The organism is Embleya sp. NPDC025285, assembly GCF_055558835.1.
This window is the reverse complement of the sequence record NZ_JBVHLU010000009.1, coordinates 124,093-136,692: the sequence shown is the minus strand read 5'-3', so window position 1 is coordinate 136,692 and position 12,600 is coordinate 124,093. Positions and strand designations below refer to the sequence as shown.

General features: G+C 65.7%; 23 protein-coding genes. All 23 read right to left on the bottom strand.

The window, feature by feature from the left end; translation table 11 throughout:
• Window positions 1–135: 135 nt before the first annotated feature.
• Window positions 136–789, bottom strand: coding sequence for an adenylate kinase (locus tag ACZ4FV_RS08570; RefSeq protein WP_395871685.1), 654 nt, complete (start codon window positions 787–789; stop codon window positions 136–138).
• A complete protein-coding gene (secY, locus tag ACZ4FV_RS08565; protein WP_020549217.1) occupies window positions 790–2,112 on the bottom strand; it encodes a preprotein translocase subunit SecY in 1,323 nt (440 codons plus the stop codon).
• A 349-nt stretch (window positions 2,113–2,461) separates the two neighbouring features.
• Window positions 2,462–2,920, bottom strand: coding sequence for a 50S ribosomal protein L15 (rplO, locus tag ACZ4FV_RS08560; protein ID WP_395871687.1), 459 nt, complete (start codon window positions 2,918–2,920; stop codon window positions 2,462–2,464).
• A gap of 1 nt (window position 2,921) precedes the next feature.
• The gene (gene rpmD, locus ACZ4FV_RS08555) at window positions 2,922–3,104 is read right to left on the bottom strand and encodes a 50S ribosomal protein L30 (RefSeq protein ID WP_020549219.1); all 183 of its coding nucleotides are present in this window, start codon (window positions 3,102–3,104) and stop codon (window positions 2,922–2,924) included.
• Window positions 3,104–3,709 (bottom strand): 30S ribosomal protein S5, encoded by a 606-nt coding sequence (rpsE, locus tag ACZ4FV_RS08550; RefSeq protein ID WP_020549220.1) that lies wholly within the window; start codon window positions 3,707–3,709, stop codon window positions 3,104–3,106. The genes rpmD and rpsE overlap by 1 nt, the downstream gene beginning before the upstream one ends.
• A 46-nt stretch (window positions 3,710–3,755) precedes the next feature.
• Window positions 3,756–4,139, bottom strand: coding sequence for a 50S ribosomal protein L18 (gene rplR / locus ACZ4FV_RS08545; protein WP_020549221.1), 384 nt, complete (start codon window positions 4,137–4,139; stop codon window positions 3,756–3,758).
• 2 nt (window positions 4,140–4,141) lie between these two features.
• Window positions 4,142–4,681, bottom strand: coding sequence for a 50S ribosomal protein L6 (gene rplF / locus ACZ4FV_RS08540; RefSeq protein WP_020549222.1), 540 nt, complete (start codon window positions 4,679–4,681; stop codon window positions 4,142–4,144).
• 18 nt (window positions 4,682–4,699) lie between these two features.
• The gene (rpsH, locus tag ACZ4FV_RS08535) at window positions 4,700–5,098 is read right to left on the bottom strand and encodes a 30S ribosomal protein S8 (protein ID WP_020549223.1); all 399 of its coding nucleotides are present in this window, start codon (window positions 5,096–5,098) and stop codon (window positions 4,700–4,702) included.
• Between the two features lie 187 nt (window positions 5,099–5,285).
• Window positions 5,286–5,471: a type Z 30S ribosomal protein S14 gene (locus ACZ4FV_RS08530; RefSeq protein ID WP_020549224.1), complete on the bottom strand. Its 186-nt coding sequence runs from the start codon at window positions 5,469–5,471 to the stop codon at window positions 5,286–5,288.
• Between the two features lie 44 nt (window positions 5,472–5,515).
• A complete protein-coding gene (rplE, locus tag ACZ4FV_RS08525) occupies window positions 5,516–6,085 on the bottom strand; it encodes a 50S ribosomal protein L5 (protein ID WP_020549225.1) in 570 nt (189 codons plus the stop codon).
• Complete coding sequence (rplX, locus tag ACZ4FV_RS08520; protein WP_026217943.1) at window positions 6,085–6,408, bottom strand: 50S ribosomal protein L24; 324 nt, start codon at window positions 6,406–6,408, stop codon at window positions 6,085–6,087. The genes rplE and rplX overlap by 1 nt, the downstream gene beginning before the upstream one ends.
• A gap of 15 nt (window positions 6,409–6,423) precedes the next feature.
• Window positions 6,424–6,792 (bottom strand): 50S ribosomal protein L14, encoded by a 369-nt coding sequence (gene rplN, locus ACZ4FV_RS08515; RefSeq protein WP_020549227.1) that lies wholly within the window; start codon window positions 6,790–6,792, stop codon window positions 6,424–6,426.
• 62 nt (window positions 6,793–6,854) lie between these two features.
• Window positions 6,855–7,136: a 30S ribosomal protein S17 gene (rpsQ, locus tag ACZ4FV_RS08510; protein ID WP_355532996.1), complete on the bottom strand. Its 282-nt coding sequence runs from the start codon at window positions 7,134–7,136 to the stop codon at window positions 6,855–6,857.
• Window positions 7,133–7,366: a 50S ribosomal protein L29 gene (gene rpmC / locus ACZ4FV_RS08505; protein ID WP_020549229.1), complete on the bottom strand. Its 234-nt coding sequence runs from the start codon at window positions 7,364–7,366 to the stop codon at window positions 7,133–7,135. Before rpmC ends, rpsQ begins: the two co-directional genes overlap by 4 nt.
• Complete coding sequence (gene rplP, locus ACZ4FV_RS08500) at window positions 7,366–7,785, bottom strand: 50S ribosomal protein L16 (protein ID WP_020549230.1); 420 nt, start codon at window positions 7,783–7,785, stop codon at window positions 7,366–7,368. Before rplP ends, rpmC begins: the two co-directional genes overlap by 1 nt.
• A gap of 5 nt (window positions 7,786–7,790) precedes the next feature.
• On the bottom strand, window positions 7,791–8,663 hold the full coding sequence (gene rpsC, locus ACZ4FV_RS08495; protein ID WP_078975729.1) for a 30S ribosomal protein S3: 873 nt from the start codon (window positions 8,661–8,663) through the stop codon (window positions 7,791–7,793).
• Window positions 8,663–9,007 (bottom strand): 50S ribosomal protein L22, encoded by a 345-nt coding sequence (rplV, locus tag ACZ4FV_RS08490; protein ID WP_026217944.1) that lies wholly within the window; start codon window positions 9,005–9,007, stop codon window positions 8,663–8,665. The genes rpsC and rplV overlap by 1 nt, the downstream gene beginning before the upstream one ends.
• 43 nt (window positions 9,008–9,050) lie before the next feature.
• The gene (gene rpsS / locus ACZ4FV_RS08485) at window positions 9,051–9,332 is read right to left on the bottom strand and encodes a 30S ribosomal protein S19 (RefSeq protein WP_020549233.1); all 282 of its coding nucleotides are present in this window, start codon (window positions 9,330–9,332) and stop codon (window positions 9,051–9,053) included.
• 11 nt (window positions 9,333–9,343) lie between these two features.
• Window positions 9,344–10,180 (bottom strand): 50S ribosomal protein L2, encoded by an 837-nt coding sequence (rplB, locus tag ACZ4FV_RS08480; RefSeq protein WP_020549234.1) that lies wholly within the window; start codon window positions 10,178–10,180, stop codon window positions 9,344–9,346.
• Between the two features lie 34 nt (window positions 10,181–10,214).
• Window positions 10,215–10,556 (bottom strand): 50S ribosomal protein L23, encoded by a 342-nt coding sequence (rplW, locus tag ACZ4FV_RS08475; protein ID WP_020549235.1) that lies wholly within the window; start codon window positions 10,554–10,556, stop codon window positions 10,215–10,217.
• Window positions 10,553–11,230: a 50S ribosomal protein L4 gene (rplD, locus tag ACZ4FV_RS08470; RefSeq protein WP_395871689.1), complete on the bottom strand. Its 678-nt coding sequence runs from the start codon at window positions 11,228–11,230 to the stop codon at window positions 10,553–10,555. The genes rplW and rplD overlap by 4 nt, the downstream gene beginning before the upstream one ends.
• Window positions 11,231–11,235: 5 nt before the next feature.
• Complete coding sequence (gene rplC, locus ACZ4FV_RS08465) at window positions 11,236–11,880, bottom strand: 50S ribosomal protein L3 (RefSeq protein WP_391585394.1); 645 nt, start codon at window positions 11,878–11,880, stop codon at window positions 11,236–11,238.
• A 13-nt stretch (window positions 11,881–11,893) separates the two neighbouring features.
• On the bottom strand, window positions 11,894–12,202 hold the full coding sequence (rpsJ, locus tag ACZ4FV_RS08460; RefSeq protein ID WP_020549238.1) for a 30S ribosomal protein S10: 309 nt from the start codon (window positions 12,200–12,202) through the stop codon (window positions 11,894–11,896).
• Window positions 12,203–12,600: the final 398 nt, after the last annotated feature.

Sequence of the window (12,600 nt, the reverse complement as noted above, 5' to 3'; positions counted from 1 at the left end):
TTCCTGAACACCGGCATGGCCGTCCTCATTCGTATTCGTGTGTCGCCGAGGTTGTGTGTCGGCGCGAAAGCACGATGGGCGATCCGGGGTTTCCCCGGATCGCCCATGTGTGATGTCTGTCGCGGCCGACGCCGATCAGGCGCGGAACTCCCGAAGCGCGGCCATCGCGCGCTCGGTGACCTCCTTGACCGGACCGGTCGCCTGGATCGGCAGCAGGAGGTTGCGCTCGGAGTAATAGCCGACCAAGGGTTCGGTCTGCTCCTTGTACACGTCCAGACGGTGCCGAACGGTCTCCTCGCGGTCGTCGTCGCGCTGGTACAGCTCGCTCCCGCACTCGTCGCAGACCCCGGCGACCTTCGGCGGGTCGGTCAGGATGTGGCAGACGTGCCCGTTGGCGCGGCACTGCCGACGGCCGGAGATCCGCTGGATGATCTCCGAGTCGTCGACCTTGAGTTCGAGCACGACGTCGAGTTCGGTGTCGTTCTCGGCGAGGATCTCGTCGAGCACCTTGGCCTGGGCCGTGTTGCGCGGGAACCCGTCGAGCAGGAAACCGGCGGCGACGTCCGGCTGCGCCAGGCGCTCCCGGACCATGCCTATGGTCACCTCGTCGGGTACCAGGTTGCCCGCGTCCATGTAGGTCTTCGCCTCGCGGCCGAGCGGGGTGCCCTGACTCACGTTGGCGCGGAAGATGTCACCGGTCGAGACGGCGGGAATCGACAGGTTGGCGGCGATGTACTGGGCCTGGGTTCCCTTACCCGCGCCGGGAGGCCCCACGAGAACGATACGCATTTAGCGGAGGAAGCCTTCGTAGTTGCGCTGCTGGAGCTGACTCTCGATCTGCTTCACGGTTTCCAGACCCACTCCCACGATGATCAGGATGCTCGTGCCGCCGAACGGGAAGTTCTGGTTGGCGTTGAAGAGCACGAGCGCGATGCTGGGTACCAACGCGATCATGCCCAGGTACAACGATCCGGGCCACGTGATCCTGGTGAGGATGTAGTTCAGGTATTCCGCGGTCGGTCTGCCGGCGCGGATCCCCGGAATGAAGCCACCATACTTCTTCATGTTGTCGGCAACTTCTTCGGGGTTGAACGTGATGGCCACGTAGAAGAACGCGAAGAAGACGATCAGCAGGAAGTACGTGATCATGTACAGCGGATGGTCGCCCTTGACGAAGTGGCGTTCGATCCACACCGCCCAGTCCGATTTCCCACCGCTGAACTGAGCGATGAGGGCCGGGATGTACAGCAGCGACGAGGCGAAGATGACGGGGATGATGCCCGCCTGGTTCACCTTGAGCGGGATGTAGGTCGAGGTCCCGCCGTAGGCGCGACGCCCGATCATGCGCTTGGCGTACTGCACCGGGATCCGGCGCTGCGCCTGTTCCACGAAGACCACCAGGCCGACCATCACGAGGCCGATGGCGATGACGGTGAAGAACGGTACCCAGCCGCCGCCGATGGTGCCCTGCTCCTTGATCGTCCACAGCGCGGCCGGGAAGCCGGCGGCGACCGAGACGAACATCAGGATGGACATGCCGTTGCCGATGCCGCGGTCGGTGATCAGCTCACCGAGCCACATGATCGTCGAGGTGCCGGCGGTCATCACGGCGACCATGACGATCACTCGGAAGAGCGAGTCGTCCGGAACGATGCCCTGCGGGTCGCAGGTGGCGCTGCGGGCGCTGGAGAAGAGCGCGCCGCTGCGTGCGGTGGCGATCAGCGCGGTGGACTGCAGGATCGACAAAGCGATGGTCAGGTACCGGGTGTACTGGGTGATCTTCGCGGTGCCGGACTGCCCCTCCTTCTTGAGGGCCTCCAACCGCGGGATCACCACGGTGAGGAGCTGCAGGATGATGCTCGCCGTGATGTACGGCATGATCCCCAGCGCGAAGATCGTGAGTTGCAGCAGCGCGCCGCCGCTGAACATGTTCACGAGGCCGAACAGGCTGTTCCGGTTGGAGTCCTCTACGCAAGAGCGCACCATCTCGAACGAGACGCCCGGTACCGGGATATGCGACCCGATCCGGAAGAGGACGATGATCGCCAACGTGAACAGCAGCTTCTTGCGCAGGTCGGGCGTGCGGAACGCCCTGGCGAACGCGGTGAGCACACTGCCTCCTGCGCCTCGCCCGTCTTAGGGGCGAGTCGATCGAGTCGTCGGTCCGGTAGGACCACTGGTCAGGTCCCACACAGGAACCTCACGGACAATAACAGCGCCGACGGCCCGGAAGTATCGCCCCGGCCCGACGTTCCTGCGACATGACACAACACACGGTAAAAACACAGCAAGTCATGTGTGGGGGTGGAGCAATGAACCTGCCCCCACGTCACAGCAAACCACAGGGGCGCCACCACCTTACCGGCGTGACACCCCTGCGCTATAGCCTCCAACGACGTCAAGGCCCGTTCGGTACCGATCCGAACGGGCCATGACGATCACACCTTGTCCCGCGTTCGGATCAGACCGACAGTTCGTCGGTCGAACCGCCCGCGGCGGCGATCTTGGTCTTCGCCGAGCCGGAGAAGGCGTGCACCTTCACCTGGACGGCAACCGAGATCTCGCCGGTGCCCAGGATCTTGACGGGCAGGTTCTTGCGAACCGCGCCCTTCTCGATCAGACCCTCGACGGTGACTTCGCCACCGTTGGGGTACAGGGCCTCGATCTTGTCCAGGTTCACGACCTGGAACTCGACCCGGAACGGGTTCTTGAAGCCCTTGAGCTTGGGCAGCCGCATGTGCAGCGGCATCTGCCCACCCTCGAAGCGGGCCGGCACCTGGTAACGAGCCTTGGTGCCCTTGGTGCCACGACCGGCGGTCTTACCCTTGGAGCCCTCGCCACGACCCACGCGGGTCTTGGCGGTCTTGGCGCCCGGGGCGGGCCGCAGGTGGTGCACCTTCAGCGGGTTGTCAGCACCCATGTCAGTCGACCTCCTCGACGGTGACGAGGTGCGACACCGTCGCGATCATGCCGCGGATCTCCGGGCGGTCTTCCTTGACGACCACGTCGTGGACGCGCTTGAGACCGAGCGAACGGAGAGTGTCCCGCTGGTTCTGCCTGCCACCGATCTTGGATCGGGTCTGCGTGACCTTGAGACGTGCCATTACGCACCAACCCCCGCGCGGGCCCGCAGGAGCGCGGCCGGGGCCACGTCCTCCAGAGGCAGGCCACGACGAGCCGCGATCTCCTCGGGGCGAACGAGCCCCTGGAGCGCCGCGACGGTCGCGTGCACGATGTTGATCGGGTTCGACGAACCGAGCGACTTGCTCAGCACGTCGTGGATGCCGGCGCACTCGAGCACGGCGCGCACGGGGCCACCGGCGATGACACCGGTACCCGGCGAGGCCGGCTTCAGGAGCACGACGCCGGCAGCCTTCTCACCCTGGATCGGGTGCGGAATGGTGCCCTGGATACGGGGGACCTTGAAGAAGTGCTTCTTGGCCTCTTCAACACCCTTGGCGATCGCGGCCGGCACCTCCTTGGCCTTGCCGTAACCGACACCTACGGTGCCATCGCCATCGCCAACCACGACCAGCGCGGTGAAGCTGAAGCGACGACCACCCTTCACGACCTTGGCGACGCGATTGATCGCGACGACGCGCTCGACGTAAGCGGTCTTCTCGGCGGCTGCGCCACCATCACGTCGATCCCGCCGGTCCCGCCGCTCGCCGCCGCCGGCGCCGCCACCGCGGCGCTGGGGTCCAGCCATCAGAATGTCCTCACATCTGTCGTTCGAAGCTTGTCCCGGAGCGGGCTCAGAAGGTCAGCCCGTTACCGCGTGCGGCATCCGCGAGGGCGGCGATACGACCGTGGTACTTGTTACCACCGCGGTCGAACACAACGGCCTCTACACCGGCAGCCTTCGCGCGCTCGGCGACCAATTCGCCGACCTTGCGAGCCTGAGCGGTCTTGTCGCCCTCACCACCACGGATGGACGGGTCCATCGTGGAGGCCGAAGCGAGAGTGTGGCCGGCGATGTCGTCGATAACCTGCGCCACCATGTGACGGGTGGAGCGGCTCACGACGAGACGGGGCCGCAGCGGGGTGCCGGAAACCTTCTTCCGCACCCGGATGTGCCGGCGCTTGCGTGCGACAGACTTCTTCGCAACGCCCTTGCCGGTCTTCACGCCGACAGCCATGCCTACTTACCAGCCTTTCCGACCTTGCGGCGGATGACCTCGCCGGCGTACTTGACGCCCTTGGCCTTGTACGGGTCGGGCTTCCGCAGCTTGCGGATGTTCGCGGCGATTTCACCGACCTTCTGCTTGTCGATGCCTTCGACCGAGAAACGGGTCGGGGCCTCGACCACGAAGGTGATGCCCTCCGGGGCCTCGACGACGACGGGGTGGCTGAATCCGAGCGCGAACTCCAGCGAGGAGCCCTTCGCCTGGACTCGGTAACCGACACCGCTGATCTCGAGCTTCTTGATGTATCCCTGGGTCACACCAGTGATCATGTTCGCCACCAGCGTCCGGGACAGCCCGTGCAGGGCCTTCGAGCGACGCTCGTCGTCGGGACGGGTCACCGCGAGGGTGCCGTCATCCGACTTTGCGATCTCGATCGGGGCGGCGATGGTGTGCGACAGGGAACCCTTGGGGCCCTTCACGACAACCTCGCGGCCATTGATGGTGACGTCCACACCGGTGGGAACCGGGATGGGGAGACGTCCGATGCGCGACATTGCTCTCCTTCCCTTCCCTTACCAGACGAAGGCGAGGACTTCCCCGCCCACGCCCTTCTTGGCCGCCTGCTTGTCGGTGAGGAGACCGGTCGACGTCGAGATAATCGCGACGCCGAGGCCACCGAGCACCTTCGGCAGGTTCGTGGACTTTGCGTACACCCGCAGACCGGGCTTCGACACACGGCGGACGCCGGCGATCGAGCGCTCGCGGTTCGGGCCGTACTTGAGGACGACGGTGAGCTTCTTGCCCACCTCCGCGTCCTCGACGCGCCAGCCCTGGATGTAACCCTCCTGCTGGAGGATCTCCGCGATGTGCGACTTGATCTTGCTGAACGGCATCACGACATCGTCGTGATATGCCGAGTTGGCGTTCCGCAGACGGGTCAGCATGTCTGCGATGGGGTCGGTCATGGTCATGACGGCCTCAAGGCCTTTCTCGCCGTGGTTTCCCGGCGTGCGATCCCTCGCTCCGCCGCCCTCCCGAGGGAGAGCGGCGGAGCGACGACTGCGGTGCGGGACCTACGACGTCGTTACTGTTCTCGCCCGTCCCCGCGGGACGGGCGATGTGCCGGGTCGCGTCGGCCGTCGAAACGGCCGCCGCGAACTACCAGCTGCTCTTGGTGACGCCCGGCAGCTCGCCGGCGTGCGCCATCGTGCGCAGGCACACGCGGCACAGGCCGAACTTGCGGTACACCGAGTGAGGGCGGCCACAGCGCTGGCAGCGCGTGTAGCCACGAACCTCGAACTTCGGCTTGCGGGCGGCCTTTGCGATCAGGGCCTTCTTCGCCACGTCTCAGTCTCCTTGTTGCGTTCCTCAGTCGGCGAGCCGACTGCTCACGCTTCCTTGAACGGGAAGCCGAGGAGACGCAGCAGAGCGCGGCCCTCGTCGTCGTTCTTGGCGCTGGTCACCACAGTGATGTCCATGCCGCGAACGCGGTCGATCTTGTCCTGGTCGATCTCGTGGAACATCGACTGCTCCGTGAGACCGAAGGTGTAGTTGCCGCGGCCGTCGAACTGCTTCGGCGAGAGCCCGCGGAAGTCGCGGATACGCGGCAGAGCGATCGACAGCAGACGGTCGAGGAACTCCCACATCCGGTCGCCGCGCAGTGTAACGTGCGCGCCGATCGGCTGACCCTCACGCAGCTTGAACTGCGCGATGGACTTGCGGGCCTTCGTGACCTGGGGCTTCTGGCCGGTGATGGCCATCAGGTCCTTGATCGCGCCGTCGATCAGCTTCGAGTCGCGGGCGGCGTCGCCCACACCCATGTTGACCACGATCTTGGTGACGCCCGGAACCTGCATGACGTTCTCGAACGAGAACTCCTCACGCAGCTTGCCGAGGATCTCCTCGCGGTAACGCTGCTTCAGACGCGGCAGTTCGCGCGCCTCAGTGGTGACCGTCATCAGATGTCCTCACCGGTCCGCTTGGCGTACCGGATCTTGTTGCCCTCGTCATCGAACCGGAAGCCGGTCCGCGTCGGGACCTTCTTACCGTCCTTCTCCACGACCAGCATCACGTTGCTGACGTGGATGGAGGCTTCCTGGGTGATGATGCCACCGGTCTTGGCACCCTTGGCGGACTGACCCACCTTGGTGTGCTTCTTGATCCGGTTGACGCCCTCGACCAGGACGCGCTCCTTCGGCGGGTAGGCCGCGATGACCTTGCCCTGCTTGCCCTTGTCCTTGCCCGTGATGACCTGTACCAGGTCACCCTTCTTGATCTTCATCGCCTTCGCCATTGGTTAGAGCACCTCCGGCGCGAGCGAGATGATCTTCATGAACTTCTTCTCACGAAGCTCACGGCCGACCGGGCCGAAAATACGGGTGCCTCGGGGTTCGCCATCGTTCTTCAGGACAACGGCGGCGTTCTCGTCAAAGCGGATGTAGGAGCCGTCGACACGCCGGCGCTCCTTCACGGTCCGCACGATGACCGCCTTGATGACGTCACCCTTCTTCACGTTGCCACCGGGGATCGCGTCCTTGACGGTGGCAACGATGACGTCCCCGATGCCCGCGTAGCGCCGGCCGGAGCCACCGAGCACACGGATGCAGAGAATCTCCTTCGCACCCGTGTTGTCGGCGACTCGCAGTCGCGACTCCTGCTGGATCACGTCTAACTCCTGATCGTCACGTCGCGGTCACGACCCACGGTTGGTGGGGCGACCGGCGCTCGCTACTTGGCCTTTTCGAGGATCTCGACGATGCGCCAACGCTTGCTGGCGGACAGCGGCCGAGTCTCCATGAGGACGACACGGTCACCGACGCCACAGGCGTTCTGCTCGTCGTGAGCCTTCAGCTTGTTCGTGCGGCGGATGACCTTGCCGTACATCGGGTGCTTCACGCGGTCCTCGACGGCGACAACGACGGTCTTGTCCATCTTGTCGCTGACGACGAGGCCCTCACGGGTCTTGCGGAAACCCCGGGTTGCTTCAGTCATCTCAGTCTTCTCGCTCACGCCGCGCCTCCGGTCTCCTGCACGTCGATGCCCAGCTCGCGCTCGCGCATCAGCGTGTAGATCCGGGCGATGTCCTTACGGACAGCCTTGAGCCGCCCGTGGTTTTCGAGCTGCCCGGTCGCCGCCTGGAAACGGAGGTTGAACAGCTCCTCCTTGGCTTCGCGGAGCTTGGCGACGATTTCCTCGTCACCGAGTTCGCGGAGCTCGGACGCCTTGGTAACGGCCGCCATCACGCCTCACCAGCCTCGCGCCGGACGATCCGGCACTTCATCGGCAGCTTGTGCACGGCGCGGGTAAGCGCCTCACGAGCCACCTTCTCGTTCGGGTACGACAGTTCGAACATCACCCGACCGGGCTTGACGTTCGCGACCCACCACTCGGGCGAGCCCTTACCGGAACCCATGCGGGTCTCGGCAGGCTTCTTGGTCAGCGGACGGTCGGGGTAGATGTTGATCCACACCTTGCCACCACGGCGAATGTGCCGGGTGATGGCAATACGAGCGGACTCGATCTGACGGTTGGTCACGTACGCCTGGCCGAGGGCCTGGATGCCGTACTCGCCGAACGCCAGTTCCGTACCGCCCTTGGCGCGGCCACCGCGCTTGGGGTGGTGCTGCTTGCGGTGCTTGACCCTGCGGGGGATCAGCATCGGGGTCAGGCCTCCGATCCGGATTCGGGCGCCGAGTTCACAGCCTCGGCCGCCGGCGCGGAGCCGGTGTCCGAGGAACCGGTGGCCTGCGCGTCGTTCTGCTGCGGACGTCCGCCGCGGCCACCACGGCCGCCGCGCTCGCCGCCACGACCGCCGCCGCCACCCTCGCCACGACGGGGACGCTCGGGAGCGCCACCACGGGCGGGACGGTTGCTGGCGCGAGCCGCGGCGTTCTCGGCGCGAACCTCGGCGATGTTCTTGACGTCGCCCTTGTAGATCCACACCTTCACACCGATGCGACCGAACGTCGTACGGGCCTCGAAGAAGCCGTAGTCGACGTTGGCGCGCAGCGTGTGCAGCGGCACGCGACCCTCACGGTAGAACTCCGAGCGGGACATTTCGGCCCCACCCAGACGACCACCGCACTGGATCTTGATGCCCTTGGCCCCGGCCTTCATGGAGCTCTGCATCGCCTTGCGCATCGCGCGGCGGAAGGACACGCGGCTCGAGAGCTGCTCGGCCACACCCTGCGCCACAAGCTGAGCGTCGACCTCGGGGTTCTTGACCTCGAGGATGTTCAGCTGAACCTGCTTGCCGGTGAGCTTCTCGAGCTCACCGCGGATGCGGTCGGCCTCCGCACCACGACGGCCGATGACGATGCCCGGCCGGGCGGTGTGGATGTCGACGCGGACGCGCTCACGGGTGCGCTCGATCTCTACCTTCGAGATCCCGGCGCGCTCCATGCCCTTCGTCATCATCTGACGAATCTTGACGTCCTCGCCGACGTAGTCCTTGTACAGCTTGTCGGCGTACCACCGGGACTTGAAGTCCGTGGTGATGCCGAGACGGAACCCGTGCGGGTTAACCTTCTGGCCCACTAGCGGGTCCTCTCCTTCTCGGCGACAACCACGGTGATGTGGCTGGTGCGCTTGCGGATGCGGTACGCCCGGCCCTGTGCCCGCGGACGGAAACGCTTGAGGGTCGGACCCTCGTCCACGTAGGCGGCGGACACGTACAGGATGTTCGTGTCCAGGTTGTGGTTGTGACCGGCGTTGGCAATGGCGCTGTCCAGCACCTTGCCGACCGGCTCACTCGCGGCCTGCGGAGCGAATCGCAGGACCGCCTGGGCCTCCGCGGCGTTCATGCCACGGATGAGGTCCACCACACGGCGGGCCTTCATGGGCGTGACGCGGATGTACCGCGCCTGAGCCCTGGCTTCCATCGACGTCCCCTTGCTCATCTCGATATCCATGCGATTCGCCGCGTCAGCGACGACGCGACTTCCGGTCGTCCTTCTCGTGACCGCGGAAGGTCCGAGTCGGCGCGAACTCGCCGAGCTTGTGGCCGACCATCGACTCGGTCACGAACACCGGGACGTGCTTACGGCCGTCGTGCACCGCGATCGTGTGGCCCAGCATCGCCGGGACGATCATCGAGCGGCGGGACCAGGTCTTGATGACGTTCTTGGTTCCCTTGTCGTTCTGTACGTCCACCTTCTTGATCAGGTGGCCGTCGACGAAGGGTCCCTTCTTGAGACTGCGCGGCATCGAGACTGCTCCTAGCGCTTCTTGTTCGTCTTGCGGCGGCGGATGATGAGCTTGTCGCTGGCCTTCTTCGGCCGGCGAGTACGACCCTCGGGCTTACCCCAGGGGCTCACCGGGTGGCGACCACCGGAGGTCTTACCCTCACCACCACCGTGCGGGTGGTCGATGGGGTTCATCGCCACACCGCGGACGGTCGGGCGCTTGCCCTTCCAGCGCATGCGACCGGCCTTGCCCCAGTTGATGTTCGACTGCTCGGCATTGCCGATCTCGCCGACCGTCGCCCGGCAGCGCACGTCCACCAGGCGAATCTCGCCCGAGGGCATGCGGAGGGTCGCGTGAGCGCCCTCCTTCGCCAGCAGCTGCACGCTGACACCCGCGGAACGGGCGATCTTCGCGCCGCCACCGGGCCGAAGCTCGATGGCGTGGATGACCGTACCGACCGGGATGTTCCGGAGCGGCATGTTGTTGCCCGGCTTGATGTCGGCGCCCGGACCGTTTTCGATCCGGTCGCCCTGCTTCAGCTTGTTCGGGCACAGGATGTAGCGCTTCTCGCCGTCCGCGTAGTGCAGAAGAGCGATGCGCGCGGTGCGGTTCGGGTCGTACTCGATGTGAGCGACCTTCGCCGGAACGCCGTCCTTGTCGTTGCGCCGGAAGTCGATCAGTCGGTACGCGCGCTTGTGGCCGCCACCCTGGTGGCGAGCAGTCACACGGCCGTGGTTGTTACGACCACCCTTGCTGTGCAGAGGGCGGACCAGCGACTTCTCCGGCTCGGACCGCGTGATCTCGACGAAGTCGGCGACGCTGGCGCCACGACGGCCCGGCGTCGTCGGCTTGTACTTGCGGATGCCCATGGCTTCTCTTAGTCCTCGTCCGTATCAGCGGCCGTCAGCCGACGGGTCCACCGAAGATGTCGATCCGCTCGCCCTCTGCAAGGGTGACGATCGCGCGCTTCGTGTCCTTGCGCTTGCCGAAACCGGTCTTGGTGCGCTTGCGCTTACCGACGCGGTTGATCGTGTTGACGCTCTCGACCTTGACCCCGAAGACCGCGATGACGGCCTGCTTGATCTGGGTCTTGTTGGCGTCGGGGTGCACGATGAACGTGTACTTGTTCTCGTCGATGAGCCCGTAGCTCTTCTCCGAGATCACCGGCTTCAGCAGCACATCGCGCGGGTCGGTGTAGGTCTTGCTGGTGACCTTCGTCGTGCTCTCGACGGTGTCGGTGCTCACGCGTGGCTCCCTTCGAGCTCGTCGGAGCTCGCGACCGCCGAGGCGGCCTGGGCCGGTCCGGCGATGAAGCGCTCCAGAGCGGCCTTCGTGAAGACCACGTCGTCGGAGACGAGCACGTCGTAGGTGTTCAGCTGCCCGACCTCGAGCAAGTGCACCTGCGGAAGGTTGCGGGCGCTCAGCCAGGCAGTGGTGTCGGACTTCTCGACGACCAGGAGCACGTTCTTGCGCTCACTGATCTTGCCGAGCAGCGTCTTCGCCGCCTTGACCGACGGCTTGTCGCCCTCGACCAGCGCGGAAACGCAGTGGATGCGCTCGTGACGCGCCCGGTCGGAGAGGGCACCGCGCAGGGCGGACGCCTTCATCTTCTTCGGGGTCCGCTGCTCGTAGTCGCGCGGCACGGGACCGTGCACGACGCCACCACCGGCGAACTGCGGCGCGCGGGTCGAGCCCTGACGGGCGCGACCGGTGCCCTTCTGGCGGTACGGCTTGCGCCCACCGCCGCGGACCTCGCCACGAGTCTTGGTCTTGTGCGTGCCCTGACGAGCCGCGGCGAGCTGGGCCACGACGACCTGGTGGATCGTCGGGATGCTCACCTGGACGTCGAAGATCCCCTCGGGGAGATCGATCGTCCCGGACTTCTCGCCGGCGGGCGAAAGAACGTCAATGCTGGTCATGAAATTCACACACCCTTCGCAGCAGTGCGCACCAGCACCAGGCCGCCGTTGGGGCCGGGGACCGCGCCCTTGATCAGGAGCAGGCCCTTCTCGGCGTCTACGGCGTGCACGGTCAGGTTCTGGGTGGAGACGCGCTCGTTACCCATGCGGCCTGCCATGCGCACGCCCTTGAACACACGACCCGGGGTGGCGCAGCCACCGATCGAGCCGGGCGAGCGGTGCTTGCGCTGCGTACCGTGCGAGCTGCCGAGACCCTTGAAGCCGTGTCGCTTCATGACACCGGCCGTGCCCTTGCCCTTCGAGGTGCCCATGACGTCGACCTTCTGGCCGGCCTCGAACACCTCGGCGGTGATCTCCTGCGCCAGCGTGTACTCGCCGGCGTCGGAGGTACGGAGCTCGACCAGGTGGCGACGCGGGGTCACCCCGGCCTTGGCGAAGTGGCCGGCGAGCGGCTTGTTCACCTTGCGCGGGTCGATCGCGCCGAACGCGATCTGGACGGCGGAGTAGCCGTCGACCTCGGCGTTGCGGACCTGGGTCACGACGCAGGGCCCGGCTTCGACCACAGTCACTGGAACGACGCGGTTGTTCTCGTCCCAGACCTGGGTCATGCCGAGCTTCTTGCCCAGAATGCCCTTCATCTGCTTCGTCATCGTCGGTGCGTCCTCAGAGCTTGATCTCGATGTCGACGCCGGCCGGCAGGTCGAGACGCATAAGCGAGTCGACCGTCTTCGGCGTGGGGTCGAGGATGTCGATGAGCCGCTTGTGAGTGCGCATCTCGAAGTGCTCGCGCGAGTCCTTGTACTTGTGCGGCGAGCGGATGACGCAGTACACGTTCTTCTCGGTCGGCAGCGGCACCGGTCCCGCAACCTGCGCACCAGTACGCGTCACCGTCTCGACGATCTTCTTCGCCGAACTGTCGATGACCTCGTGGTCGTAGGCCTTGAGCCTGATGCGGATCTTCTGTCCCGCCATGGCTGCTTCGAATTCCTTCTCTCGTACCGCTGCGGATCACCCCCGCTGACACGGGGAGAAGACTTGGGCTGAAAACCCCTTGGGGTTTCCCTTCCCCGCCGACCCCCGCGGTCGGGCGTGTCGCTCTGTTGCTCACAAGCGCCCCTTGGAAACCCTTACGGGCGGCCTGGGGGCCTGGGCAACGTACTCTCGGCGTCACCTTCGCTGCGGCAAGCGAAAGGACGGCACGAGGTCGCTAAGCGACGACGCCGGCTGCATGGGTGGCAGGACAGAAGTCCACCGATTGTTCGGAGCCAACGGGGCCGGCGCCACGGCTCTGTCTGTTCGACAGGCACGGCGCAGCCCGTTGTCTATCCGAGCAACTTGGCTAGTATGCCCCACGAATGGCGGGCTTGGCC

Coding starts and splice junctions, on each gene's coding strand:
- rpsE (WP_020549220.1), bottom strand. CDS start 3,709: ATGGCTGGACCCCAGCGCCGCGGTGGCGGCGCCGGCGGCGGCGAGCGG.
- rplD (WP_395871689.1), bottom strand. CDS start 11,230: ATGACCAGCATTGACGTTCTTTCGCCCGCCGGCGAGAAGTCCGGGACG.
- rplB (WP_020549234.1), bottom strand. CDS start 10,180: ATGGGCATCCGCAAGTACAAGCCGACGACGCCGGGCCGTCGTGGCGCC.
- rplP (WP_020549230.1), bottom strand. CDS start 7,785: ATGCTGATCCCCCGCAGGGTCAAGCACCGCAAGCAGCACCACCCCAAG.
- rpsS (WP_020549233.1), bottom strand. CDS start 9,332: ATGCCGCGCAGTCTCAAGAAGGGACCCTTCGTCGACGGCCACCTGATC.
- rpsH (WP_020549223.1), bottom strand. CDS start 5,098: ATGACCATGACCGACCCCATCGCAGACATGCTGACCCGTCTGCGGAAC.
- rpmD (WP_020549219.1), bottom strand. CDS start 3,104: ATGGCACGTCTCAAGGTCACGCAGACCCGATCCAAGATCGGTGGCAGG.
- rplC (WP_391585394.1), bottom strand. CDS start 11,880: ATGACGAAGCAGATGAAGGGCATTCTGGGCAAGAAGCTCGGCATGACC.
- rplV (WP_026217944.1), bottom strand. CDS start 9,007: ATGGAAGCCAGGGCTCAGGCGCGGTACATCCGCGTCACGCCCATGAAG.
- rpmC (WP_020549229.1), bottom strand. CDS start 7,366: ATGGCGGCCGTTACCAAGGCGTCCGAGCTCCGCGAACTCGGTGACGAG.
- rplO (WP_395871687.1), bottom strand. CDS start 2,920: ATGGGTGCTGACAACCCGCTGAAGGTGCACCACCTGCGGCCCGCCCCG.
- rplR (WP_020549221.1), bottom strand. CDS start 4,139: ATGGCTGTCGGCGTGAAGACCGGCAAGGGCGTTGCGAAGAAGTCTGTC.
- ACZ4FV_RS08570 (WP_395871685.1), bottom strand. CDS start 789: ATGCGTATCGTTCTCGTGGGGCCTCCCGGCGCGGGTAAGGGAACCCAG.
- rpsJ (WP_020549238.1), bottom strand. CDS start 12,202: ATGGCGGGACAGAAGATCCGCATCAGGCTCAAGGCCTACGACCACGAG.
- rplE (WP_020549225.1), bottom strand. CDS start 6,085: ATGACGGTCACCACTGAGGCGCGCGAACTGCCGCGTCTGAAGCAGCGT.
- rplF (WP_020549222.1), bottom strand. CDS start 4,681: ATGTCGCGCATCGGACGTCTCCCCATCCCGGTTCCCACCGGTGTGGAC.
- rplX (WP_026217943.1), bottom strand. CDS start 6,408: ATGAAGATCAAGAAGGGTGACCTGGTACAGGTCATCACGGGCAAGGAC.